This is a genomic window from Pseudonocardia broussonetiae, assembly GCF_013155125.1.
Taxonomy (GTDB): domain Bacteria; phylum Actinomycetota; class Actinomycetes; order Mycobacteriales; family Pseudonocardiaceae; genus Pseudonocardia; species Pseudonocardia broussonetiae.
In genome coordinates this window covers 883717-906814 of sequence record NZ_CP053564.1, presented here as the reverse complement: position 1 = coordinate 906814, position 23098 = coordinate 883717, and the positions used below count along the sequence as shown (strand labels likewise).

At 65.5% G+C, this 23098-nt stretch carries 15 protein-coding genes; 8 read left to right on the top strand and 7 right to left on the bottom strand.

Annotation, left to right across the window (positions count from 1 at the left end; genetic code table 11):
* Positions 1-72 precede the first annotated feature (72 nt).
* The 7 genes from HOP40_RS04365 to HOP40_RS04335 all read left to right on the top strand — a co-directional run bounded on the left by HOP40_RS04365 (position 73) and on the right by HOP40_RS04335 (position 6994).
* A complete protein-coding gene (locus HOP40_RS04365; protein ID WP_172154883.1) occupies positions 73-1419 on the top strand; it encodes an MFS transporter in 1347 nt (448 codons plus the stop codon).
* Positions 1416-2354 (top strand): fumarylacetoacetate hydrolase family protein, encoded by a 939-nt coding sequence (locus HOP40_RS04360; protein WP_172154882.1) that lies wholly within the window; start codon positions 1416-1418, stop codon positions 2352-2354. Before HOP40_RS04365 ends, HOP40_RS04360 begins: the two co-directional genes overlap by 4 nt.
* 27 nt (positions 2355-2381) lie before the next feature.
* Entirely contained in the window at positions 2382-2906 is a 525-nt protein-coding gene (locus HOP40_RS04355) for a cupin domain-containing protein (protein ID WP_172154873.1), read from the top strand.
* Between the two features lie 13 nt (positions 2907-2919).
* Positions 2920-3885 carry an amidohydrolase family protein gene (locus HOP40_RS04350; RefSeq protein WP_172154871.1) on the top strand — a complete coding sequence of 322 codons (966 nt, stop codon included), beginning with the start codon at positions 2920-2922 and terminating at the stop codon, positions 3883-3885.
* 87 nt (positions 3886-3972) lie between these two features.
* Positions 3973-4887, top strand: coding sequence for a LysR family transcriptional regulator (locus HOP40_RS04345; protein ID WP_172154869.1), 915 nt, complete (start codon positions 3973-3975; stop codon positions 4885-4887).
* 674 nt (positions 4888-5561) lie between these two features.
* A complete protein-coding gene (locus HOP40_RS04340; RefSeq protein WP_172154867.1) occupies positions 5562-5978 on the top strand; it encodes a hypothetical protein in 417 nt (138 codons plus the stop codon).
* A 95-nt stretch (positions 5979-6073) separates the two neighbouring features.
* On the top strand, positions 6074-6994 hold the full coding sequence (locus HOP40_RS04335) for a hypothetical protein (protein WP_172154865.1): 921 nt from the start codon (positions 6074-6076) through the stop codon (positions 6992-6994).
* A gap of 1102 nt (positions 6995-8096) precedes the next feature.
* Here the strand turns inward: HOP40_RS04335 and HOP40_RS04330 are convergent.
* Positions 8097-9917 carry a serine/threonine-protein kinase gene (locus HOP40_RS04330; protein ID WP_172154863.1) on the bottom strand — a complete coding sequence of 607 codons (1821 nt, stop codon included), beginning with the start codon at positions 9915-9917 and terminating at the stop codon, positions 8097-8099.
* A gap of 4573 nt (positions 9918-14490) precedes the next feature.
* Between HOP40_RS04330 and HOP40_RS36330 the strand changes: the two genes are divergently transcribed.
* Complete coding sequence (locus HOP40_RS36330; RefSeq protein WP_275691336.1) at positions 14491-14625, top strand: hypothetical protein; 135 nt, start codon at positions 14491-14493, stop codon at positions 14623-14625.
* Positions 14626-14875: 250 nt separating this feature from the next.
* On the opposite strand, the gene HOP40_RS04325 is transcribed toward HOP40_RS36330, so the two are convergent.
* The 6 genes from HOP40_RS04325 to HOP40_RS04300 form a co-directional block, all read right to left on the bottom strand.
* On the bottom strand, positions 14876-15988 hold the full coding sequence (locus HOP40_RS04325) for a DNA cytosine methyltransferase (protein ID WP_240157504.1): 1113 nt from the start codon (positions 15986-15988) through the stop codon (positions 14876-14878).
* A gap of 78 nt (positions 15989-16066) precedes the next feature.
* Positions 16067-16807: a DUF6339 family protein gene (locus HOP40_RS04320; RefSeq protein ID WP_172154861.1), complete on the bottom strand. Its 741-nt coding sequence runs from the start codon at positions 16805-16807 to the stop codon at positions 16067-16069.
* Positions 16804-17685 carry a hypothetical protein gene (locus HOP40_RS04315; protein WP_172154859.1) on the bottom strand — a complete coding sequence of 294 codons (882 nt, stop codon included), beginning with the start codon at positions 17683-17685 and terminating at the stop codon, positions 16804-16806. The genes HOP40_RS04320 and HOP40_RS04315 overlap by 4 nt, the downstream gene beginning before the upstream one ends.
* Positions 17682-19493: a hypothetical protein gene (locus tag HOP40_RS04310; protein WP_172154857.1), complete on the bottom strand. Its 1812-nt coding sequence runs from the start codon at positions 19491-19493 to the stop codon at positions 17682-17684. The genes HOP40_RS04315 and HOP40_RS04310 overlap by 4 nt, the downstream gene beginning before the upstream one ends.
* Positions 19490-20482: a PD-(D/E)XK motif protein gene (locus tag HOP40_RS04305; protein WP_172154855.1), complete on the bottom strand. Its 993-nt coding sequence runs from the start codon at positions 20480-20482 to the stop codon at positions 19490-19492. Before HOP40_RS04305 ends, HOP40_RS04310 begins: the two co-directional genes overlap by 4 nt.
* Positions 20479-23046 (bottom strand): Z1 domain-containing protein, encoded by a 2568-nt coding sequence (locus tag HOP40_RS04300; RefSeq protein WP_172154853.1) that lies wholly within the window; start codon positions 23044-23046, stop codon positions 20479-20481. The genes HOP40_RS04305 and HOP40_RS04300 overlap by 4 nt, the downstream gene beginning before the upstream one ends.
* Positions 23047-23098: the final 52 nt, after the last annotated feature.

The following is a 23098-nucleotide window of genomic DNA, read 5'->3' as shown; positions in this document are numbered from 1 at the left end:
CCCGCTGCGGGGGAGCGACCGACGGAAGGACGTGAGGCAATGGAGCACTCATCCCCGGGGGCCGGAGCCCGTGTGGCGAGGCGGAACATCCGTCTCGGCTCGCTCGGCGCCGCACTCGAGTACTACGACTTCGTCGTCTACCTCTACGTGGCGACGCTCATCGGTGCGGCGTTCTTCCCGCCCGAGACCTCGGACACCCTCCGGCTGGTGCAGACGCTGTCGATCTACTCGGTCGGCTTCCTGATCCGGCCGGTCGCGGGCATCCTCATCGCCCGCGTCGCCGACCGGGTCGGCCGCAAGCGGCTGTTCGTCCTCACCGTCGTGGTGATGTCGGCGGCCACGCTCGTCATCGGCCTGCTGCCGACCTACGAGCAGGTCGGCTGGCCCGCCCCGGCGCTGCTGATCCTCATGCGGATCGCCCAGGGCTGCGCGGTGGGCGGCGAGCTGCCGGCGGCGGCGGTCTTCGTCACCGAGCACGCCGAGCGCGACCGGGTGGCCCGGGCGGGCGCGCTCCAGCAGATGATGGCCTACGGCGGGTTCCTGCTCGGCGCATCGATGGCCTTCCTCAGCGGCATCGTGGCCACCCACCTGGTGCCGAGCGTCCCGTCCCTGGCGTGGCGGCTGCCGTTCATCATCGGCGGCGTGCTCGGCGTGGTGTCGATCTACCTGCGCCGGAGGCTCGACGAGACGCCCGCGTTCCAGCAGCAGGTCGAGGAGGAGCGCCGGGCCGGGTCGACGCCCGTGCGGGACGTGCTGCGCCTCCACGGCCGGGCGGTCCTGTTCGGCGCGCTGCTCGTGGCGGCGCTCTCGATGGTCAACATCACCTACTTCACGTTCTGGCCCACCTACCTCCAGACCTCGCTGCAGGTCCCGGCGACCACGGCACTGGGGGCGAGCCTGATCGCGATCGCCGGCGCGATGGTGTCGATGCCCTTCTGGGGCTGGGTGGCCGACCGCTGGGGCTGGCGGACCGAGCTGCTGTGGGGATCGGGGCTGACGGCGGCCACCACGGTGCTGCTGTTCCTGGTCCTCCCGACCCTGCCCGCCGGCTCGGCCACCGCGCTGTGGATCCAGCTGCCCGCCGCGCTGGCGGCCGGGGCGATCGTCAGCGCGATCCCGGGTCTGGTGTCCTCGATCTTCCCGACACAGGTCCGGCAGACCGGCTACTCGGTCACCTACAACATCGTGGTCGCCGTGCTCGGCGGGCTCATGAGCCTGGTCCTGGTCGGGCTGATCGCGGCGCTGGGCCTCACCGCGCCCATGTACGTCGTCCTGTTCGCCTGCGTGCTGACGCTCGGTGCCGCGCTCGCGGTCCCGGCGATCCCGCTGTACCTCGGCCGGGGGTCCCCCGAGCCGTCGGTGCCCGGCCGGACCGACGGCGCCGCCGTCGGCAGCCCGCTCGGGAGGGCCGCGTCGTGAGGTGGGTGACCTACGAGGGCGCCGACGGCGTCCGCACGGGGCTGGTCGACGGAGAGACCGTCCGCGGCCTCGCCGCGGGCACGACGCTGGAGGCGCTGCTGGCCGGCGGGAACCTCGCCGAGGCCGGTGAGGACGCCCGCCGCGCGCCGGCCGAGGTCCGCGGGCTGGCCGACGTCCGGCTGCACGCGCCACTGCGCCGTCCGCCGTCGGTGCGGGACGGACTGTGCTTCCTGGACCACCTGCGCGGGTGCTACCGCGCGCTCGGCCGCGAGGGACCGCTCGGTCCGGTGTGGTCGCGGAGCCCGGCGTTCTACTTCGCCAACGCCGACGCGATCGTCGGCCCGCACGACGACGTCCCCGTCTCGCCCGGGTCGACGATGTTCGACCTGGAGCTGGAGGTCGGCGCGGTGATCGGCGTCGGAGGCCGCGACCTGCACCCGGACCGGGCCGAGGACCACATCGCCGGGTACCTCCTCTACAACGACTGGACCGCGCGGGACCACCAGGTCGTCGACATGGCCCAGGGCATCGGGATGGCGAAGAGCAAGGACAGCGCCATCACGCTCGGCCCGGCGCTGGTCACCGTCGACGAGCTCGAGCCCCACCGCCGTGACGGGCGCCTCGCGCCGGAGCTGTCGGCGACCGTCAACGGGGAGGAGCTGACCCGCGGCACGCTCGACCAGATGGACTGGACGTTCGGCGAGCTCCTCGCCTACGTCTCGCGCGGGACCGACCTGCCGCCCGGCGCGGTGATCGGCTCCGGCACGGTGCCCGGCGGCTGCCTGCTCGAGCACGTCGACACCGCGGAGCTCGCCGACTTCACGCGCTGGTTGCAGCCCGGCGACGTGGTGTCCCTGCGCGGCGAGGGGCTGGGGGAGACCCGGCAGACCGTGACGCCGGGGCCCGGCGTCGTCCCGCTCCGTCCCACCGGCTGAGTGCCGGCCCGATCGACAGGAGGTGCCATGGGTTTCACGTTCAGGCGGGTGGTGACCGGTCACGAGGACGGCAAGGCCGTCGTCCGGTCCGACGAGGTCGTCGGCTCCGAGCCCCGGCTGCCGGGCTACGAGGCGCGCGTCGCGTGGTGCACGGGGCAGTTCCCCGCGGACAACGACGAGGAGGCCTTCGACGACGGCGTCCCCGGCCCGCCGGGGTCGCGCGTGCTCTTCCGCGTCGCGGAGTTCGACCCGGCGGAGCCCGAGCGCCTGTACATGCACCGCACCGAGACGCAGGACGTCGCCGTCGTGCTCTCGGGGCGGCTCGACATGGTGCTCGACAGCGGTGAGGTCGTCGAGGAGCTGAGGGCGGGCGACGTCCTGGTGCAGCGGGGAACCATGCACGCCTGGGTGCCGCGCGGCGACGAGCCGGTCCGGATCCTGTTCGTGCTGATCGACGCGCTGCCCGTCCGCAGCGGCGGCGCCGTCCTTCGCGAGGACCTGTCGGTGTTCGGCGGGCTGGTGTCGCCGATGCCGCGCCCCGGCTCCGCGTGATGGGCTCCGCGTGATGGACGGCGTGCCGTACCGCTCGGTGGACGTCCACGCCCACCACCTGGGCACGGACCTGCCCGAGCTCCCCAGCGGTGCTCCGCGGCTCGTCGTGGACGCGGCGGGCGGCGGCCGGATCGTCACGGCCGACGGGGGGTCGCGCACGGTCCCGTCCGCGCTGTGGGACGTCGGCGAGCGGCTGGCCGGGATGGACCGGGTGGGGCTGTCGCACCAGGTGCTCTCGCCGGTGCCGGAGGTCATGGAGCAGGCGTGGTCGGACGAGCCCCTCTACGCCCGCTCCGTGAACGACGCGATCGCCGGCGCCTGCGCTGCGTCGGGCGGCCGCCTGATCGGGCTCGGGTGCCTGCCCGCGGCCGACCCGGCGGGCGAGCTGGCTCGGTGCCTGGCCCTCGGGCTGCGCGGGGTCGAGGTCGGGACGCGGATGGGTGGGCTCGACCTCGACGCCGACGGGTTCGCCGGGGTGTGGTCCGCCTGCGAGGCGGCCGGTGCGGCCGTCCTCGTCCACCCCGTCGCCCGGGGGCGGGACGTGCTGCGCCGGTCCGGGCGGCAGATCGAGATCGGGCTGGGCATGCCGGTCGACGCCGCCGCCGCGGCGTTCGCGCTCGTCTTCGGCGGGGTGCTGGCGCGGCACCCGGGCCTGCGCGTCGCACTCACGCACGGGTGCGGCGCCTTTCCGTGGGTCTACCCGCGGCTGCGGCTCGTCGCTCCCGTCGGGGAGTGGGACGCGCTGGTCCGCCGGCTCTACGTCGACACGCTGGTCCTCGATGCCGAGCACCTGCGGCTGCTCGTGCACCGGTTCGGGGCGGACCGCCTGCTCGTCGGCACAGACAGCCCGTTCATGCCCGAGCAGTTCGCGGCGGCGGCCGGGATCGTCGACGCGGCCGTGCACGCGGGTGCCCTGGCCGAGTCGGCCCGCCCGGACGTGCAGGTGCACAACGCCCTGGCCTTCCTCGGTCTCTCGTGATCCATTCCACGGGGGAATGCTCCTGCTAGCGTCGCGGCCGACGGGAGGGCTCCGGCGCCTCCCCTGGTCACAGCGGGGTGGCGGGGCATGGAGATCCGGCAGATCCAGTACTTCGCGACGATCGTGCGCGAGGGCAGCTTCAGCCGGGCGGCGCGCAAGCTGCACGTCGGCCAGCCCGCGCTGAGCAAGCAGGTGCAGGCGCTCGAGCGCGAGCTGGGCGTCGACCTCCTCGTGCGGCTGCCCGGCGGCGTGCGCCCCACCGCCGCCGGCGCCCGCCTCGACGAGCTGTCGCGGGCGCTGCTGGTGCAGGTGGACAACATCCGGTCGGCGGTCCGCGAGGCGGCCGCGTCGCTGGCGGGCACCGTCACCCTCGGCCTCTCGCCGTCGCTGGTGCCCGCGCTCGCGGGGCACCTGGAGCGGCGGTTCGCCCAGGAGCACCCCCAGGCCCGGCTCGCCATCGTCGAGGCCCTGCCCATGTTCCTCGCGGAGCGGGTGGAGGAGGGCCGGCTCGACCTCGGCGTCTTCACCACGGCGCCGGACCAGGCGACGCCCGAGCTGTCCGTCACCGGCGTCGGCACCGACGAGATGCTGCTCGTCGGCCGCCCCGACCTGCTCGCCGGCATCGACGGCCCCGCCACCGCCGACGTCCTCCGAACGCTGCCCCTCGTCCTGACCCCCGGCTTCCGCGAGGTCCTCCAGCTCGCCGGCCCGGAGATGGAGCGGGCGACGCAGGACACCGGCTACGCGATCGACTCCGTCAACATGGTCCGGGACCTGGTCCTGCGCGGCGAGCACTGCTCGGTCCTGCCCTACACGTTCGTGCGGGGGGACCTGGAGAGCGGCACGATCGCGGCGCTCGGGTTCGCGCCCCGGATCGAGCGGCGGTTGGTGGCGGCGACGCGGGCGGGGCGGCAGCCGTCGCCTGCGGTGCGGGCGGTGGTGGAGATGGTGCGGGGTCGGCTGGGGGAGCTCGCGGCGCTGCGTGGGGTGGGTCGGGGCTGACCCAGCTGCCGCGTGCTGGTGAGCGTGGTGTCGCTCTTCAGGAGCTTGTCGAGGTGAGGTGTCGGACGGCGCCAGCCGTTCACCCTGGAGCGCGTCAGGGTGGAGGACCGGGACGGCCGGACGGGACGACGGCGAGCTTGCACGGAGCGCCCTTCACCTGTGGCAGAACCGCGGCGGGAACGGACATCTCACGCCCGATGAGGTGACGCAGCTAGCGCTGCAGCCAGCGGGGCCTGCGGCCACAGGGTTGCATCTTGCACCTGGAGCGCTGGGAGGCCGGAGGCTGGAACGAATCGCTGGCCGGTCCCTGTAACGCGTCGGGTCCTCCACGCGACTGTTTGATGTCCTCGATGCTGATCACGATTGGAACCTGCATCCATGCACCATCATCGGCGCCATCCGTGACAGCGGCATCAGGTCCTAATCCCGGTGGTTCTCACACAGCCAAGGTCGTCCTAATCGTCGGTGCGCTCGTCGCAGTCTTGGTCGTTGGAGTGGCGATAGTGAGCCGCTTCTCTCCGAGCGGACGAAACGACGGATCCCTTGATTCCGGAGTGGCTACGACGCAAGAAGAACCGGCGCCTGCTGACGTCCCGTTGGCTGCGAATTGTCCCGCGGCCGACGTGGGGGCGAGCTCGGAGGCGGAGATCACTGCGGGTCCCGATACGTCTCCGGTGACTCTGAGCCAAGCAAGTTTCTCCATCGATACATCAGTGTCTCCGGCGACGATCGCCCGAGCTGGTCGACTGAGCGAGCTCGTTCCTGATGGCCAGCACTTGTGGCTTTTCAGTTATCCGCGACCAGACAGTTTTGACTCCACGCCGGATCGCAATCCCGGCAATGGTCGAATGTACCCGATCGGCGAGATTCTCACCAACGACGGATGTTGGTCCCTGCCGCCGCGGGAGCTTGGGTATGCGGAGGCGCTTGGTATCACTTACGACCAGCACGTTGTGCTGGTAGATGAGGCGGCATCGCAGGAGTTTGCCGACGAGCTTGCTCGACAGGAGCGAGATGGCTTCAGTCCAGAAGAGTTGAGGTTGCGAAGCCCGAATACAATCGCAACATTCCAGATTCCCACGACCTCATGACCAGTTCTTCACCAACGCCAACACCGACACCAACACCGACACCTTCTGGCCTCTTCAGTAGATGGACTAGCGCCCTTGCTGTTGCTGCCGCTGTTGTGGGTGCGGTTGCCGCTCTGGGCCAGGTTTCGCAATTCATTCGCGAGCAGCAATGGATAGACCTGTTCGTGGGTGTGGCGGCCGTCATAGTCGTCGCGGTTGTTGCGGCAGTCGTAGTTCTTCGAGTCAGCGGGGCGGGATTCAGTGTCAGTCAAATCTCCAGCGGTCAGCTCCTTAGCGTATCTGTGACATTTTCGGTTCTACTTGTTGCGGGTTCGCTCGCCCTCGCGGGTTGGATCGGGTCTTCCTCCACGTCCGAAGCGGACTCCCCGGTCTCGCCGTCAAGCCCAGGAGCAGGGGCGACCACCGTCGATGCAGCACCTTCCGGTACCGCCGACGGCGATGGAGGTGCGTGGGCCGAGAACTTCAATGAAGCTGCATTGAGCCCCGATCGTTGGGAATTCGACGCGTCGATCGGACTGGTCGACGTGGCCAGCGGGCAGTTGGTGTTTCGTGTCACACCTGAACTGACGCCGGAAAGGTTTCAGACTGTCACGCTCGCGCCGATAGGCCTGGCTGGCCCCTACAGTAGTGTTTCACTTTCGGCTTCTATTGCTCAGGTGACGCCATCGGACGGTGGGGTCGATCTTATAGTTCGGCAGGCAAGCGGCCGCGAGAGCAGGCTGCGCATGGGACCTAGTGAGAACGGCCCAGGGGTCGAAACTTGGCTTTGTCTGAGGTTGCCCTGCGGAGATCAGTATGATGAATTCGATCATCCAGGCCCCGCGGGGTTCGGACAAGGTGTGCCGGGACAACTAAGCATCGTTCAAACGGGAAGCCAGCTGGAGCTGCAGGCGGGAGATGTTCGAAACCGGGGACCGTCCGACTCGTCACCGATCGTCGATGTGCAGTTTCTTCTCGAAACTGGTAGTGAAGAAAATTGGTCGGTAAATATCGATGATCTCATCATCGCTCGGTGATTTGGCTACTGTGCCAGCTGGCCGCTAGAGCTTCGTCGCTGTCCTCGGCATACTGCCGCCGTTCCAGATTCTTTCACTCTCGTGTCAGCCTGGAGGGAAGGCTTTTTATACTGTTCGCACCTGTCGCGAGACGACTCAATCAGTCGTTCCTGGTCGAGAGGTCAAGATGCTCAATGCGCTGCACCTGAAGCGACTGCCCTTCGCGACCGCCAGCTGCGCCACTGTCGTAGCTGGGCAGACAGTGACGATGCTCCTCGCCTGCTTGTCCTCGTCGACCTGGAGCGACAGGCGCGTAAGCATCCTCTTGGCCTCGTCGTAGATTCTCGCGATATCGCGGAGCTGCCGCGCCTTGCCTGTCAGCCCGTCGCAGTCGGCGTACACGGTGACGCGGTACGAGCCGCTCGGCAGCGGAAGGGTCGAGCCGCGCTGGCCGTCGTCGTGTCCAAGGTGGCATGAGCCTCCGTCGAGCGAGCTCGAGCAGCGTGAGGTGTCAGCCCGCGATATCGCGGGGTGAGGTGTCAGCCCGCGATATCGCGGAGCGTGTCCACTGGTCAGTGCTTGTGCCCCCGGCAGGATTCGAACCTGCGGCACCCGCTTTAGGAGAGTAAGCCACCTCTACCTCCCAAGCATCTACCTGCACCTACCTTCTGCCATCGCCAGCGTTGGCAGCTCCACGACACACCGACCATCGCAGCTTCGCTCCACGAACGGCTCCATGGAGACGGCCGTGCGGTGTGGTCACCACCGTTGCCGAGTCGAAAGTTCTCTCGGACTCGCTGGGCACATTCCACTCGACGCCAGCCAGCCGCGGATGACGACGCAGGACGGCCCTGATCAGAGGCTGGTGGCGCGCTGTGGCAGCAGCGGCCATGCGGCATCTCCGTGTCGAACATGCCCTTGTCGGATTCGGATATGAGGGCGGTCGTTGGCCGCACAGGTCAAACCGTAGCAGACGAAGCGGGGCAGAATTGCGGGCGTGACAAGCGAGGGTGGTACGAGGTGGTTCGACTACAGTTCCTGCGGGCGTCGCACGCCGTCGGCGAATTCGCTCAGGACGAAAGCAAAGGCCCGCTAATAAGGCTTTTGCATTACCGAGCAGCATCTAGGCGTCATCTGGAATATCAACTACTATGCCGTCGCCAGCTACTAGAAAGAGGTTACCTTCTGCCCCGTACGGAGGCGGAATACGATCGCACACCATGACCATTCCAGGACGGCTGCTTTCTTCAGATTCAGCTAAACGCAACCCGTCGCGCGTAAAGCCTTCAGGGCAGTTGGCTGACCAAACGATTTCGCCTGATGACATAGAGATCCCTATGACGGAATCCTCAGCATCAATGGCCTCCGAAGTGCCGATGACGGGACCATCTTGAAAGGCAAGCATTGCGGCCTGTGTGCCGATGGGTCTCGTCCATTGCGTCGCAGGATCACTAACAGCAAAGCCAACGAGCATAGGCGTTGCATCATCGTCGATGAGCGCGACGTACGACGATGACGGAGAATCGCCTACGTGAACAAGAATATCGACACTATAAGCCGGACGAGGCACGGAGAATTCGGCAATCCTGTCCTCCCCAGAAAAGACGTGAACAGTTCCACAGTCGGTGTCGCTACTCAGTAGGCCGACTGTCCATTTCTGTCCAGCAACCTCAAAGGGCACGGAAGGGCAGAAGTCTTCATCGAACTCTTCGTGCCAATCAACAAACTGATTCGAAGCCTGCGAACTTCCCCCCGAAGTCCATTGATTGACGATTTCCGAGGCTTTACTTGACCACCAACTGTTGGTCAGTATAAGAAATAGAGCAAGCGCAAGAGCTAGAGGCGGGAAGGCCCCGCGCTTTACGGCAGCTGGTGAAGACGGTGTCTTGACGTCTCGTTTAGCCTCCGGGTTCTTGCCGACGGGGCCAGGCGCCACATCCGCTATCATGGTCGGCTGGAAGGCACGCAGCAGGAACGCCGTTAGAGCAGCACGTTGAGTTGTCTCGGCGTTACGAGTAGGTTCGTAGGATCGCTTTCGCGCAACCTCCGATGGAGCGGATTGGTCTATAAGGATTTGGCTTGCCGGGAGTGGCAATTCCGATTCCATTGCGATCCTGGCCGCCGACGCCAATTCGGATGCGGTTCCGAATCTATGGAGAGGATTCTTTGCGAGAGCGCACTCTATTACAGAGTCGAAGGCTACTGACACCGTCGTAGGCCGCATTGTAGAGGGCTTGGGTGGCGCTGAATACAGGTGAGCGGCTATCCATCCGGGAAAGTCCTGAGCCGTGAAGGGTGCATCACCAGTAAGCGCTTCGTAAAGCACGCAGCCAAGTGAGTATATGTCGGCTCGTCTATCAACTTGACTGCGCTCCCTGAAGCGCTCAGGTGCAGTGTAGGCGAGAGTGCCGATGAGGGCAGAAGTCCGCGTCAATGGTGGTGCGCCAGCTTCAGTAGCGATGCCGAAATCGGTCAGATAGACGTCGCCTGGAGGATCCTGCTCTATGAGGATGTTGGCCGGCTTGATATCACGGTGCAGAAGCTTTGCAGCATGTGCTGCATCTAAAGCCGAGGCAACCTGTTCAATGATTTGAACGGCGAAGTCGACCGGGAGGCCCTTCTGTCCCCTATCTGCGAGAAGCTGGGACAGATCGAGCCCTTCCACGTAGTCCATCGTGAAATATGGGTGACCCTCTTCAACTCCGACATCATAGAGCTTCACAATGTGCTTGTGATTGAGCTTAGCCAGGATGGCGCCTTCACGATCGAATCTCTTTCGAGTACTCGCGTCCAGTCCCTGTCCGCCATGCAGAATCTTAAGTGCGACGGTACGCCCATCGCGTGTATCACGCGCGCGGTAAACATGTCCTTGGGCGCCCGCGCCAATCCTTGCAAAGATGCGATATCTCCCGAATGAACTGCCGTTGGACAGAAGTGAAGTCATGCGAATTGCGCCTCCGATCGCGCCAGAGGGACTTGGCGCCGTATGGCCGAATTGGTTACTTGCCGAGAGGACATTCGGGGGAGTAGCCCTCCAGTCACTGTGAGAGCCCCCCAAGACGCCTCGGCAGTCTCGTAGGGTGCGCCTCAAGCATCAGCGTCTCCTTCGTTGGCGGCTATGGCCGGATTGTATGCGCGGATGAAGATCAAATCTTGGACCTGCATCTGATAGTTGTCACGCTCTTGCAGCTGATGCTGTGACGCGCGCCGGACGGTCTCGTCTAGGAACGTTGCTGAAGTGGTGGAGGCGACACTCCCCGCTGAGCCTCCATGATCATGCGCTCATGCCGAGTGTGCACGCTCTTACGCGAACGAGTGGAAACTTCGAATTTATGGCTACCGGAGACGCTGTTGTTTTTGAAGGGTAGGCCTAACGATCCAGCGCGCCAGCCGGCCTTCCACTCCTAAACGCGCGGTTGTAGGTGCGCAGGGCAGAAGTTGTAGCGCCTCGAACTGCCGACGAGTTCTAGGGGTACGGCGAGATTGGGTTCTAGTCGCGACAGGCGCTTCACTCGGGGATGCGCGGGTTTGTGGTTGTACCTCGGCTTGGGTGTTGTCGCAGTCGACCATTTACGAGGAGTTATTCAATGATCTCCTGCTCTCAAACTGCTGTACAACGCCCTCTATTGTGATCCGATTCGAATGAATTCGTTGATCAATGAGGCGTGAGATGAATGTTGCAAGCACGAATAGGCCGTATATCGACACGAGAAGGCCGAGCGCACGATTCCATGGGTCGGCCGCACTAAGACCCTCCGGGTCGCCTCCGAGAATGCGATTTGCTAGCCAATAGAAGGCGTCGCCATACGATGCAGGTGTTTCAGCGCAATTGTTTACGCCAGCGCACCGTTGTGCTTCACGATCGGCCACGAGAACGGGGGAAATCCCCAGAAGTACAGCAGTTCCGCCAAATAGTACGAGCGAATCCGATGCGGAGAATCGGCCAGGAGAATCGGGCCCTTGCAGCGGTCCGTCTGTCACTAGATAGGCGATCAGGTCGAGGTTTGCGGTGCTCGTACTTGGAAGGCGCATAAGCCGAAAGTTGGCAAAAGCACCTTCCTGAGGGCGAGGGCCGCAAATGCCATCGGATACGACCAGAACTGGTAAGGACTGCCCGCTAGAATTGGCAAGAAGGTGCGCCGAGCGTACATGTGCAGTTGATAGCAGAGCGTCCAACGGTCTAGCGGGTTGTCCTTGCCCATCCTTGTACATCAGCGTGACCGCCCAATGCTTCATGCGAAGCTGACTCCGGATGGACTGTTTTGAGTTCCAGCCGTCGCCAAGCGCAAAATGAAGGAGTTGTTGAGTAACCGTGGAAACGACGATAGCTACTGTGGGAATGAGGGCGACACCAACAGCTACCAGCCCGACCAGTAATTCGGAGACTAGCGCAACTAGGATCGCTGCAGCCAGCATAGGGAAAAGCATTGCTAGCGTAACCAGCAGGACTTCCCAATGTCTGGCGATCATGACTAAGGCGCGATCGTGAAGGCTTGGAGGTGCTGGAAGGCGCCTTCCAAGCGGCCGCTCTATGAGCAAAAGGCCACCGGTCCGAGGTAGGATTAGACGCTGCTCGAGGGAAGCCGTGTATAATTGAATTGTCAACGGGGGGCGTGATCGAAAGAGGCCCGACGCTCCACGAGGTCGAATGGAATCTCTCAATCCTGGCCACTGATCTAGCCCGGAGATCTCTCTAGCAAAGGTTCTGCAGTCGCTAAATGTCGAGACCGGCATGAAACTCCTACATTTCGTTTGAAGCTGATCCGGGTTGGAGCGGCACGAACGACATCCTCCCTGGCGGGGCAAGCCCGCCTCAGGTGATGTGTCCGGCCTCAGGGGCCAAGGTCACTCGCGCGCACCTCCCGCACCCGGGCAGAGACGGCCGCAGCAAGTCTTCTGCTACTGGCAGCCGGGCGCTCGCGGGCGGTGGTCGCGCGGACACGCGGGGGAGCGAGAGGAGTCCACGGGTGGTCAGGACGCGCCCGGCCGCGGCCACCGAGGCAGGAATGATGCGCGACGTCCGCTCCGCCACCCCGTCACTCCGCGGTCGTCAAGTCCAACATCCCTCCTCAGGCGCGAGCGAAGCTCGTGTGCAGAGTTGGTCGCGGGGTTGACGGCCTACCCGAGCGCTTGACGATCGTTCCTGCAGTCCGGCTCGTCGGTCTGCTCTTGACTGCCAGCGCGGGAACCAGCTGAACTGGAGGTGTAGGACGGAGGGGAGTCGTCGGGCGCTAACATTGCTAATCGATATTCTACACCGGCAGACCATCTGCGGAGGTCGCAGTTGCGCTTGATACTGGATACGAACATTTGGTCTGAGGTTGGTCGGCGTGATTCACGAAAATTACTCGAACAGCTTGTAAGCGACCGAGGTTGAAACTCCTCACTCCTCCATCGGCTTTATTAGAGGTGCTGCGCACCACGGACGATGTGGCCCTAGTGAAGATTGTCGAGGTCTTGTCTTCAAGGCATTGGGTGCGCCTACAGGCCGAGGCGGATAAGGAGACACAGGAGTTTGTTGGTGAGGCCCGTCGACTTAGGCCAGATTGGGTTCGAACCGTAGCTCAGCCTGGCAGGATTGCGCACTATCGAACTTACTGGCAGAAGACGGTGTGTCGAGAAGCAAGGGCGGATCCTGTTCTGGCGCGCGAGGCGACAAGCGTCGTTCACTCCCCAACCGATCGACAGGCCTTCGAGGAGCAGAAGTACAATCGCGATGCGCGTCTAGCAACTCAGCAGGACCTTTCAGATCTACGAAACATTTTGGTTGAGCCCGCTCAGTGGAACGAATGAGACTCGATTGCAGGCTGGTCTAAGGGTCGCAAGGTCGAATGGTGGCGAGTACAGGCTCGTGATGTTTTCTGGCGCGAGTTGCGGACGGCGCCTCTGGTTAGGTTGACTGGTCGGAATAGCACGTACACCGATTGGGTGGAACCGTATCTCGCTATCGAACGAGTCCTCGCAGATCCTGCCGATTTAACTCGATTCTGGTTCGACGAAGTCAGTGAAACTTCAGTTCGCCGGACCTGGCTTCGCTGGGCAGTACAGACAGCGGCGATGATGGGCCGGGTCACCCCGAGCACACCTCGTGATGAGCAGTTGTCCGCATATTTGCCAGACTGCGACGTTTTTGTCAGTGCCGACAAGCGCCTCGTTCAGGCGCTAAATCTGGTAGTTCGACACAGCCAAATCCCTTTACCGAAGCTTATGGCCTTCCCGCGTCTTACGCCCTCGGACTCGCCAGTGAAAGTGCTGGAAAATCTCAGTGATCAGTTCGGCGCCGGAGATACGGCGTTATCCCATGAAGGCTGCAGTAGTCCTATCGAACCTCAGCCATTATTCATGCGCGCCGAGCCGAGGGCTCTTGGGGTCTTTTGCGCCCGCGATGCGCGCCGTCCACAGATCAAGTAATAATCAGAGTAGTGCAGACTTGTAAGGCAAGTCGTGCACGGTCAGGTGCGTGCGCATCAACGCGCGCCTGGGCTTACATTTGCGAGCTGCCGTGCCCGAGCCGGGCCGGCGACGGTGCGGATGTCGACGCCGCCGCCACGAGTTCGGTCGCCGAGTAGTGGCGAAGCGAGTGGAAACGGGTGCTGCGGAGTCCGAGGCGCAGAGCGGGCCCGCGGTAGCGCTGGCTGATGGCCCGCGGCAGGAACGGGTAGTGCCGTTGGGGCGGGGGAGAGGACGAAGGCGTCGAGGCTGAGGGTGGAGCCGAGCTCGGCGCAGCGAGACTCGAACAGCTTGCGGTGGGTGGTCAGCAGGCCGAGGGTGTGCGGGTCGAGGGCGATCTTGCGGGCCTGGCCGGTCTTGGTGGTCTTACCCTTCAGTCCGGACTTCGGTTGGGGGCGTTGCGGCGGTCGATCGTGAGCAGTCAGCGCTCGAAGTCGACGTGGCGCCAGCGCAGCGCGGAAGCCTTGCCTCTGCGGGGCTCGGCGAGCATGGTGAGCCAGAGAGCAGCCCCTCACTCCAGATCGGCCTGGGCGGCGTTCAGGTACCGCGCGGCCTTCTCGGCGTTGGGCGGGTCTGGCTCGTGGTGTCCCGCAAAGCATTCGAGGACCCGGGCAAGCTAACACTCGACCTTGATCACTTATGAGTCCAACGATGGCCGGCGTTTGCGGCCTCGACACGCCATCGGACTGCTCAAGTTCAAAGGTAGGATCTCTAGGTAAGCCCAGGCCCGTTCGTGTGGAGGTGCGATGGCGATAAACGATCTGAGCGACTCTGAAGAGGTTGGCGAGCCGGAACGAGCACAAGTTCTTCGTGAGCGACGAAGCGAGGTGGTCGGGCGCATTGAGCGGCTTGATGACGCCGGGTTGGCATGGCGACTTGGACGCCGAAAACGTGTCCTGCTGTCAAGTCGTAAACTGGGTACATTATTAGTCATAGGCAACTTCGTTGTTGGCGCTGCGGGTGGCGTCGTGCTCGCAACTGGCCTATGAGGTGAAGCTGGGGTCGCTCTCATCGTGGGGGCTATTTTCTCGCTGGGCAGCTGCGCTAGTCAGGCGTGGAGCCAGCAAATGGACCGCGAGCGGGCGTACTACGAGTGGAACTGGTCCTCGGAAGACGCCGCAGAACGCCGAGACCTCGTAGGGGAGTGGAGGCGGATCGACCGGGAGCTTGATTTTGCCGCCGACGGTGAGTCTTCGACGTGATCCACATTGGCGACTCAGGCGCAAGCGTAAGCGCTTTGATCAGTGCACTCGCTGGTACCGTAGGGTGACGAGCAGTTGTATCGGACAGACTGCGGGAGGAGTCGATCACTGCGAGGACTGAATGCCTCCCTACGAAATTCCCGGTTATTGAGGTTGGCGGAAGGTCACTACAGATCGAAACGCTTGATAAGCTTGCGGAAGGGCCATGGCCGCTCGGTTTGAAATACAGGCGCCGGATTGTGTCCGAGTGTTATAGTGCACTTAACCTGTCGAAGATTTCTCTTGCTATTGCTGCCGCTAGAGGAAGCGGAACTGCGTTGCCGATCTGCCGAGCGATCTGAAGTTTCGTGCCGCACCACAGGAAATCATCGGAGAAACCCTGAAGCCGTGCTGCTTCATGGTGGGTGATCGCTCGCGGTTCATCAGGGTGCAGGTAGCGTCCCTTTTCAGGCTTGAAGAACTCCGTACGGATCGTCACCGACGGCTTGCCCCAGTGCATGCGGCCCATGACGTCCAAGGATCCGGTCTCGTGCCCGACCCAGCACTTCGCCTTGAGGTGATCAGGCAGGCTGAGGCGATTGCCGCCCTCCCTGATGTGGGCGAATCGCTGGAGGGACAAGTCGGTGTAGTGACGAGTGACGTGCAGATCCGGCGACTTGAAGGTGCCGGGCAGGGTCTGGCCAAACGCCTCGGTCGTCGACTCAGGGAGGTGTTTCGATTCCGGGTCGACGTAGGGTGCGAGGTCGCCGATTGCATCCTTGACTGTCGTCCACTCGTCGATGGGACGCCGATCGCGCGGGACCTCGATCCGAGGCAGGTCGCGGTGGGTGCCGATGACGATCGTCCTCCGGCGCAGCTGGGCTGCACCGAAGTCGGTGGCGCGGACGACGTACATGTCGAGCTCGTAGTCCTCGAGCCGGCCGCCCAGGTCGGTCTCACGCAGCAGCTGCTGGTACTCCGCGCTGTAGGCGAAACGATCAACGTTCTCGACGAGGAAGGCGCGGGGCTCGACGGCAACGATCGTGTCGACGTACCTCTGCCAGAGCGTGTTCCGCTTGTCGCCGTCGCCCCGCTGCTTGTTGAGGTTCGAGAAGCCCTGGCAAGGCGGCCCACCGATGATCACATCGGCATCCGGTAGGTCGCCAAGGACCCACTCCGCGATGTCGCCCCAGTGGACGTGCTCCTCGCCGAAGTTCGCCGCATAGGTCGCTGCCGCCGCGAGATCGGACTCCACCGCCGCGACGGGACGGTAGTGCCCGGTCGAGACGAAGCCTGCGGTGAGGCCGCCGCAGCCGGCGAACAGATCGATCGTGCGCAGTTGGCCGGGATTCGGCGTGGACGGGGTGATCTCGTCGCCCTGCACCGCGTCCCCCGTGATCGTTCGTCGGTCCCGCGCGTCATCGAACACGTGTTCGTGAGGCCTGTCCAGCGGCGCGCCGGCTCATGAGGAAGTTCCGTGGGCGAGGGCGCGCACGTGATCGTCGAGCTGCTCGTCGGTGAGGACGGCGAAGTCTATGAAGGCCAGGCGTCGCCGCAGCCGGGGGGTCAGATCCCGCAGGAGCGCGCGTCGGCTGACGTCGACGTTCGCTGAAGTGATCAGGCGGGCGATGGACTGGGCCAGCCGCGAGTTGCCTGCAAGGGAGCGCCGCTCGGTGATCTGGTTGAGGTCGCTCTCCGAAAGACCGCGCAGGAGCGAGTAGTCCATCCGGCCGTCAGGCGTGGGTACGGCGAACGTCAATGCCTGCCACCAGAGGCGGGAGAACATGTGGCGGCTCAGGTCCGACGCGATCCAGCGTTCGGTGTTGTTCCGTCCGAATCGCCATTGAACGAGGTCCGGGGCGGCCACGAGCGCGACGAAGTTCCACACCCCTCGATGGGCGGCCTCGACGGTGGTGAGGTCGGTGGCGGCATAGAGCACCTCCGCGGCTGCACGGTCGAACGCGATCCGTTCGCCGTCGTCCGCCGACCCGGGATAGCCGAACTCCACCGCCGTCTCGCGGAGCGAGGAAGCGAGGGCGGTCACCTCGGCAGCCGACACACGCACGCCGCCGGTAGCGGCGAATGTGGACTGCGGGTGATCGCCCCGCGCAGAGCCCGCCAGCTGGTCGGTGGTCCGCCCCGCCAGATCGGCGAACAGGGCGCGTGCGACGGCGGGATTGAGCCGCGGCCAGAGCTGACTCACGACAGCGCCCTTCCGAAGCCGATGCCGCGTGCCCCGGCGACGATTGCGGACTTGAGGGCCATGGAGTCGACATCCGGCGATGTCCACGCGTCCGGGTCGGGCAGTACCCGACGCGTGAGCGTCCGGGCGGCGGATCCCACGGAGTCCGGTTCGGCGTCGGCGAGCTCGGGCCAGCGGGCGAGCGCCCATCGGACCAGTTCCTCGACCACACCTTCCTCCATGGCGTCGATGAGGTTCTGCTGGATCTCGGTGTGGCGCCTGGTTCGGGTCACGGCGCCGACGAGCGCGGTGTCGGCCGAGTTGATGAGCAGGATCATCGAGCCCATCGCCGGTACATCGGCCGCAGCCGGCAGGTCGAGGAACCAGCTGCTTCCCGGCTCGCGTCCGAGCGTGCGGAAGTCGATGACCTCCGTGGGAAAGGCGGCTCCCTGCCCGGTGAGCCGAACGGTCGTCTCGTCGGACCACAGGATGCTGCCGGCCCATCGGGCCTCCCCGGCAGAAGCGAACATGCGGTCACGACGCAGCACCAGGCGCCGGGAAAGGACGATGGTCGCGCCGGCCCGGTCGGCGGGGATGTCCAGCTCGAAAGTCCACGGACCGTCCTCGAACGGTACGAGGGACGGGGTTCCGAGAAGGCCGGTGTCGGTCGCACGCCATCCGATGGACCAGACCAGCGGAGACGCATCAACGAGACGGGCGGCCGTGCGAATCGCGTCGACGTCGGCCTCGATGGTGGCGCGCAGACGTAGGCGGGTCCGGTAGTCCCAGTTCTCGACGTAGGCGCCGAGCTCCTCCCACTCGTCGTCGACGAGGTGGGCCCAGGTCGACGCTTGAACGAGCGCGGCAGGCGGGACGAAGAAGGGCTTGACGTCCTTCATCCGTCACCGCCGAGCTCGCGCACCGTCAGGTTGACGCGGACGACCGCATCCGCGGACGGCCGGACCCGCAGTTCCCACGTGCGATCCGATGGCCGCTCGATGACCAGTTCTGCACCGTCGACAGGCGGGTCGCTCTCGACCGATCGCCAACCGAGGACGACGGGGCCGTCGGTTCGTCCGTCCACCGGCTCGACACCGCTGTCCAGGACGATCACCGGCTCCGCCACGACAACTCTCGTCGACGCCCATGACGGCATCTGAACAACTCCGAAGATCACCGGTACTCCGTTCTCCTGCACCAGGTGCGGTGCAGTGACGAATCGGGGACCACCGCTGGAGCGGCGCCCACCGCCGGACGGCTCACGGCGCACGGAACCCTCGGCCAGGTCGCCCTCGGCCGTCATCAATCCCGACAGGCGGCCCGCCAGCGATGCCAATGGCGCCTCACCCGAAGGAACAGGACCGGCTGCCGGGGTCGACTGCTCGCGCAGGCGGTCGCGGATGAAGCCCGTCGCCAGTTGGACAACGCCTCGCGCCGTGCCGCGCAGACCGTTGACTACCCAGTCGTCGTGCGTCGGCGGTTCCGCCTCGGCGAAGAAGCCGTCGGCCTCCGGACTGGAGCGGAAGACCGCGCCGTACTGGATCATCTCGTCGGTGGGCGTCTCGCCCTTGAAGTAGTCGACGACAAGGTCGGCGTGCCGCATGCGGGCGCAGTGATGGGCCCTGCCCTCGAACGGTGCTGCTGCGGCCACCGCCGGATTCGGACGCAGGGGAGCCATACCCTTGACGACTGCGAACCGCCCGATCTCGCGCGGCTCGGACTTGCGAGGCGGAACCTGGTAGCGGCCTTCCTCCGCGAGCGCTCGGTAGGCCTTCACGAAGGGCGACAGCTCGATCAGTTGCTCGGGATCGGGTACCTCGTTGACGAAGCCGTCTCGGCGCATCGAGCAGACCAACCGATTCGGCCGGTCGGAGAGCATCCGGGGCCACAGGTTCCACAGCATTGTGGAGACGATGAAGTCAGCAGCCTCCTCAGGTGTGCGCACAGCGTCGCCGTCCTGGCCCTGGCGCCGGCCCAGGTCGACATCGACGATGGCGACGCTCGTCCCCGTCGCGCCTTCGGCGAACCGAGGAAGGCCGAGCTTGCCGGCCATCTCTTCGGCCTCGTCGTCGAGCAGCGGACGAGTGTGCCCGTCCTCCAGTACCCCGAGCCAGTGGCGCCCGGTCCACCGGCGTCCGCCATGCGTGAACCCGTCACCGAGCGCAGCACCGATGAGTCGTCGTTGTAGCCGCCCCCGGAACATGCAGACGCTGTCGGCGACGATGAGGTGGCATCGGCTGACGTTGTAGAGGATTCCTTTGCCGAAGCCGTACGAGCCCCCGCCCAGGTCCACAGCCTTGCGCTCGCCGACGTTGCGGATGAAGTTCACGAAGTCCGGTCGCTCGCCCTCGCGCGGACTCTCATCCGCCCGGAGCGGTCCGCCCAGACCGGTCGTTCCGCGGTCCGACAGCGTCATCAGGAGCGGACCACGGTTCATGGCCTCGGCGATCCCGAGCGCCGATCCGGCCGGCTCGGGAAGCAGGAACTCCCGCCAGCCGGCGAGCCGGTTGCCTGACAACCGGTGGAGCCGTACGGCGAACTCGACATCACCCCCACCGGGCAGCGCTGCGTCGCAGGTGTTCTGCGCCGTCTCCCGGATGAGCACGGTGAGCGGATCGAGGTGCGGCTTGCCGAGCTGACGGCGGATGCCTTCCGAGGCGGTCGACCCCTCGGCCGCTACCGGCTGCGACCACCACTGGGCCGTCATCGCAACGCCCCGACCCAGCCCAGCAACGCGGCCTCCCCGCGCGCGACGAGACCGTCGAGGGCGTCGAGTTCGACGCGGTACGAGATGCCGTCGACGCCTGCTGGAACACCCTGCTCACCGAACGACTTCGGAACGATCCTCGGCACCGCATCTGTCGCCTCGACGTGAGCGATGTCCGTGACCGCGAACCTCTCCCGGTAGTGATCGGCATCGGCCAACGCGTAACCGGCTGCGGTCAACAGCCGCACGGCCCGGCCGCGGTCCGTCACGCGGGCGAGGATCCGGTCGACGAGTTCGGGCAGCGTGGCTCCCGAGTCGTCCTCGGCGACCGTGGTCAGGACGAGCGCGAGCGGGACGCCGGGGGGCTCCAGCTGATGGACCCCGTGGATCTCGACCGAGGTCGACGTGGTGCCGATCGCCTTCACCTCGACGGCGAACCCCGGCAGCACGATGTCGTGCGGTTCGCGACGCGGGCCGCGCCACGAGGAGATGTCGAGCGACTCGTCGCGGGTCACGAGATCGAGCACCGTCAGCTCGCCGACGAGCGACATCTGTCCGACGAGCGTGAGGAGGCGAGCTCGATGGGTGGCGAGCAGTGCCCGCCAGCGGCTGACGACGTCCAACGCCGCCCGGGCGGGGGCCTGTGGCGCATCTCCCACCCCGACGAGCACGTCAGCAAGGATCTCATCGAAGACGTCGAACAGATCAGGCCGGGCACAGCTGATGTCGACGTAGCGCAGCGGCGTCCGGGAGAACGTGTAGGTCCGGAGCTCGACGAGCAGCGCACTCTCGACGTGATCGGGTCGGATCTCCTCCTCGCCGACGGGCACGAGCAGGTGGCGCGCGCCGCTGCCGTCGACGCCTGCGCGGACCGGCGCACCCGTTCCACCCAGGGGCAGGGGCACCGTCGCGATTTCCGTTCGACGATCGCCGCGCAGCAGCGGCCACGAGTGCCGCAGCTCTCGCAGCCAGTCGTGCGGAGCCGTCACTGCTCGTCCTCGCCGTTGAGGCTGGCGAGCTCGGCCTCCTCGACCTCGACATCGGCCTCGGACAGGTCGACGGAGATGTAGGTGCTGCCGACCGAGGTCTTCGCTTCCGCGTTCCCGGGGAAGACGAGGGCCATTCCGATGACATCACCTACTGCACCCAAAGCTGACCTGTTCTTGATGTTCCGTGGATCCGGTTCGGACCGGGGATCGATCGGATAGATCAGAAGGAGGCCGCGGTCTCGCGCAACCGGGTCGTAGTTGCGTGCGTCCATGAGCGCCGACTCGTTCATCGCCCGTGCATGCTGCGACGTCATGTGGAGGTCGACGACCCGGTGGTCCTTCGACATCAGTGTCTTGATGTCGGCCCGTTCCGGCCCCGTGTCCTTCACCTTTGCGCGCGAAATGCGGGAGAAGGGCAGACCGCCCAGGCTCACAGCACCGTGTCGATCCTTGACACCGGCCATGACGGCCACGCTCCACGCCCCTAGCGCGCCCTGCTGGCGCTGCTTCCGGATGTACTTCAGCACGAGGTCGCGGTCGAGGTCGGGTGAGTCCGCATGGCTACGGTAGGAACCGAGGAAGCGTTCGACGATATCTGCGCCGACGTCCCGGTAGAGCGTGGCTCCACTGTCGAGCCGCTCGCCCATCCCGCCGTCCCCGCGGACGCTGCGGACCAGCGCATCGGCCGCACCAAGGTTGGCCTGCAGCCATTCGGCGTTGCTCACGGGGAAGTAGCGCGTCTGGATCCGGCGGCCGCCGTAGGACGCGTAGGCGGGCTTGTAGGCGCCCATCTTGGCCGTCACACGGAGGACCGGATGGGTGCGGATCCGCACGCCGAACTCGGTCGGTGTGAGGCCCTGCTGCTCGTACCGGTCGATGTCGAGACGAATCTCGTGCTCGACCGTCGACAGGTGGCGGAACCAGTCGCACAGCTGGTCGGTCATCCAGATGCGTGGCAGGTCTTCGTAACCATGACGGAACCCGAACCACCGTGCCATCTGCAGCAATGTGTCGTAGGCCTGGGCAGCGCGGACGAAGAAGCTGACGACCAGCCCTTCGAGGGTCAAGCCCCGGCTCAGGGTCGCACCGCCGACGGCGATGGCGATTTGGCCCGGCGCGCTGTAGTCGAGACGGTCCTCGCTGCGGCAGTTGTCGATGATCACTCGGGTCGATCCGACGACCTTCGGCAGCATCGCCAGGACATCCGCGAAAGGTGTGACCGGAAGTCCGGGGAACTCCGAGGCCGGCACCCGGGCGGTCTCGGTATCCCACAGTGATTCCAGCTCGTCGATGAGGGCGCGGTCGTCGCGCCGCAGCCGCGTCGACATGTCGTCGCGCAGGTCGATGAGTGGATCCTTGAACCCCTCGTGGACGGCGATCTTCACCGAGGTGTGGATGAGCATCGTCGAGTGACCCGCATCGCCGCGGGCTCGGCGTGCGGCGGTGGCGAGCCAGAACCACCGAGTCGCGGACTTCATGGACGGTGTGATGTCCGGTTCGAACGTCGCCTCCGCCCTCCGGCCGGCCGGCCGGAGGCTTTCCATCTCGTCCTCGTCGATGATGCGGACCATGTCGAACCCGTCGAGCTCGGCGCCGTTCGCCTCCTCGCCCTCGACGAGATCCCTGCCGAAGATCCGTTCGCTGCCGAAGTACCCGTCGGGTCTCGGCAGGTTGAGGATGAAGTTCTCGGGATAGAGATCGCCCGCCGCGGGGTCGATCAGGATGTTCGCGAACGGTGTCGCCGTGTAGCCGATGTAGGTGCAGCGCGGAAGCTTGGAGAGGATCTGCCGGATCAGGGGGTTGATGCTCCGGGTCTCCACGCTGGCCTGGTCGGCCTCGTCGTCGATCACGAGCACCGGGAGATCAGCGAGGACCCGTTGCTTCGACGCGTCCTCCAGCCATGCATCCAGCCGCTTCAGGACGGTCTTGTTCTTCTTCGCCACGCAGAGGGCGACGCCGTCCTGGTTGTGCAGCAGCGCGGTCGACTGCATCGAAGGCGGGCGGAAGTCGTGTACCTGGTCGGTCAGCGTCAACCAGCGTGTGGGCGTGAGCTCCCGGAGCTGCTGGTCGAGCCGCTCCTGGGTCTGGCGGCGCAGCCCGTTGTGGATGCCGGACAACACGATCACCAGCTTGTAGCCCACGTCGGCAGCCTTCGCGATGACCGATGTGAAGTTTGTGGTCTTGCCGCTCTGGACGTAGCCGACGACGAGGCCCTTCGACGTCCACTTCTCGAGCTCCGGCCGGGGTGTGTAGGCGACCACCTTGCTCGACGCCTTGTCCACTGGCCGGACGCGGTCGTCGCTCCACCCGAGTTCTGACGCGAAGTAGGTTCTCAGCGCCGGCCAGTAGGTGTCGCCCTCGTCGTTCGGGCCCGGGTACCAGGGGTCCCGCGGACCGTGCAGGACGGGCGGGTCGTCGCTCTCGATCCGGGTGATCCGCTCTTCGTACTCGGCGACGAAGGCATCGAGCTCGTCCTGCAGAACGGGGCCGAACCTGCGACGAGCCTCGTCGAGGCCGTGCTTGCGGGCCCACTCGGCGAACACCACAAAGAAGTCAGTCTGCACGCGCTGTCATCCCCCTGTGACTCAGACAGACCGTGACCATAGTGGCCGTGGT

Coding starts and splice junctions, on each gene's coding strand:
- HOP40_RS04355 (WP_172154873.1), top strand. CDS start 2,382: ATGGGTTTCACGTTCAGGCGGGTGGTGACCGGTCACGAGGACGGCAAG.
- HOP40_RS04350 (WP_172154871.1), top strand. CDS start 2,920: ATGGACGGCGTGCCGTACCGCTCGGTGGACGTCCACGCCCACCACCTG.
- HOP40_RS04345 (WP_172154869.1), top strand. CDS start 3,973: ATGGAGATCCGGCAGATCCAGTACTTCGCGACGATCGTGCGCGAGGGC.
- HOP40_RS04330 (WP_172154863.1), bottom strand. CDS start 9,917: ATGACTTCACTTCTGTCCAACGGCAGTTCATTCGGGAGATATCGCATC.
- HOP40_RS36330 (WP_275691336.1), top strand. CDS start 14,491: ATGGACCGCGAGCGGGCGTACTACGAGTGGAACTGGTCCTCGGAAGAC.
- HOP40_RS04315 (WP_172154859.1), bottom strand. CDS start 17,685: ATGAAGGACGTCAAGCCCTTCTTCGTCCCGCCTGCCGCGCTCGTTCAA.
- HOP40_RS04310 (WP_172154857.1), bottom strand. CDS start 19,493: ATGACGGCCCAGTGGTGGTCGCAGCCGGTAGCGGCCGAGGGGTCGACC.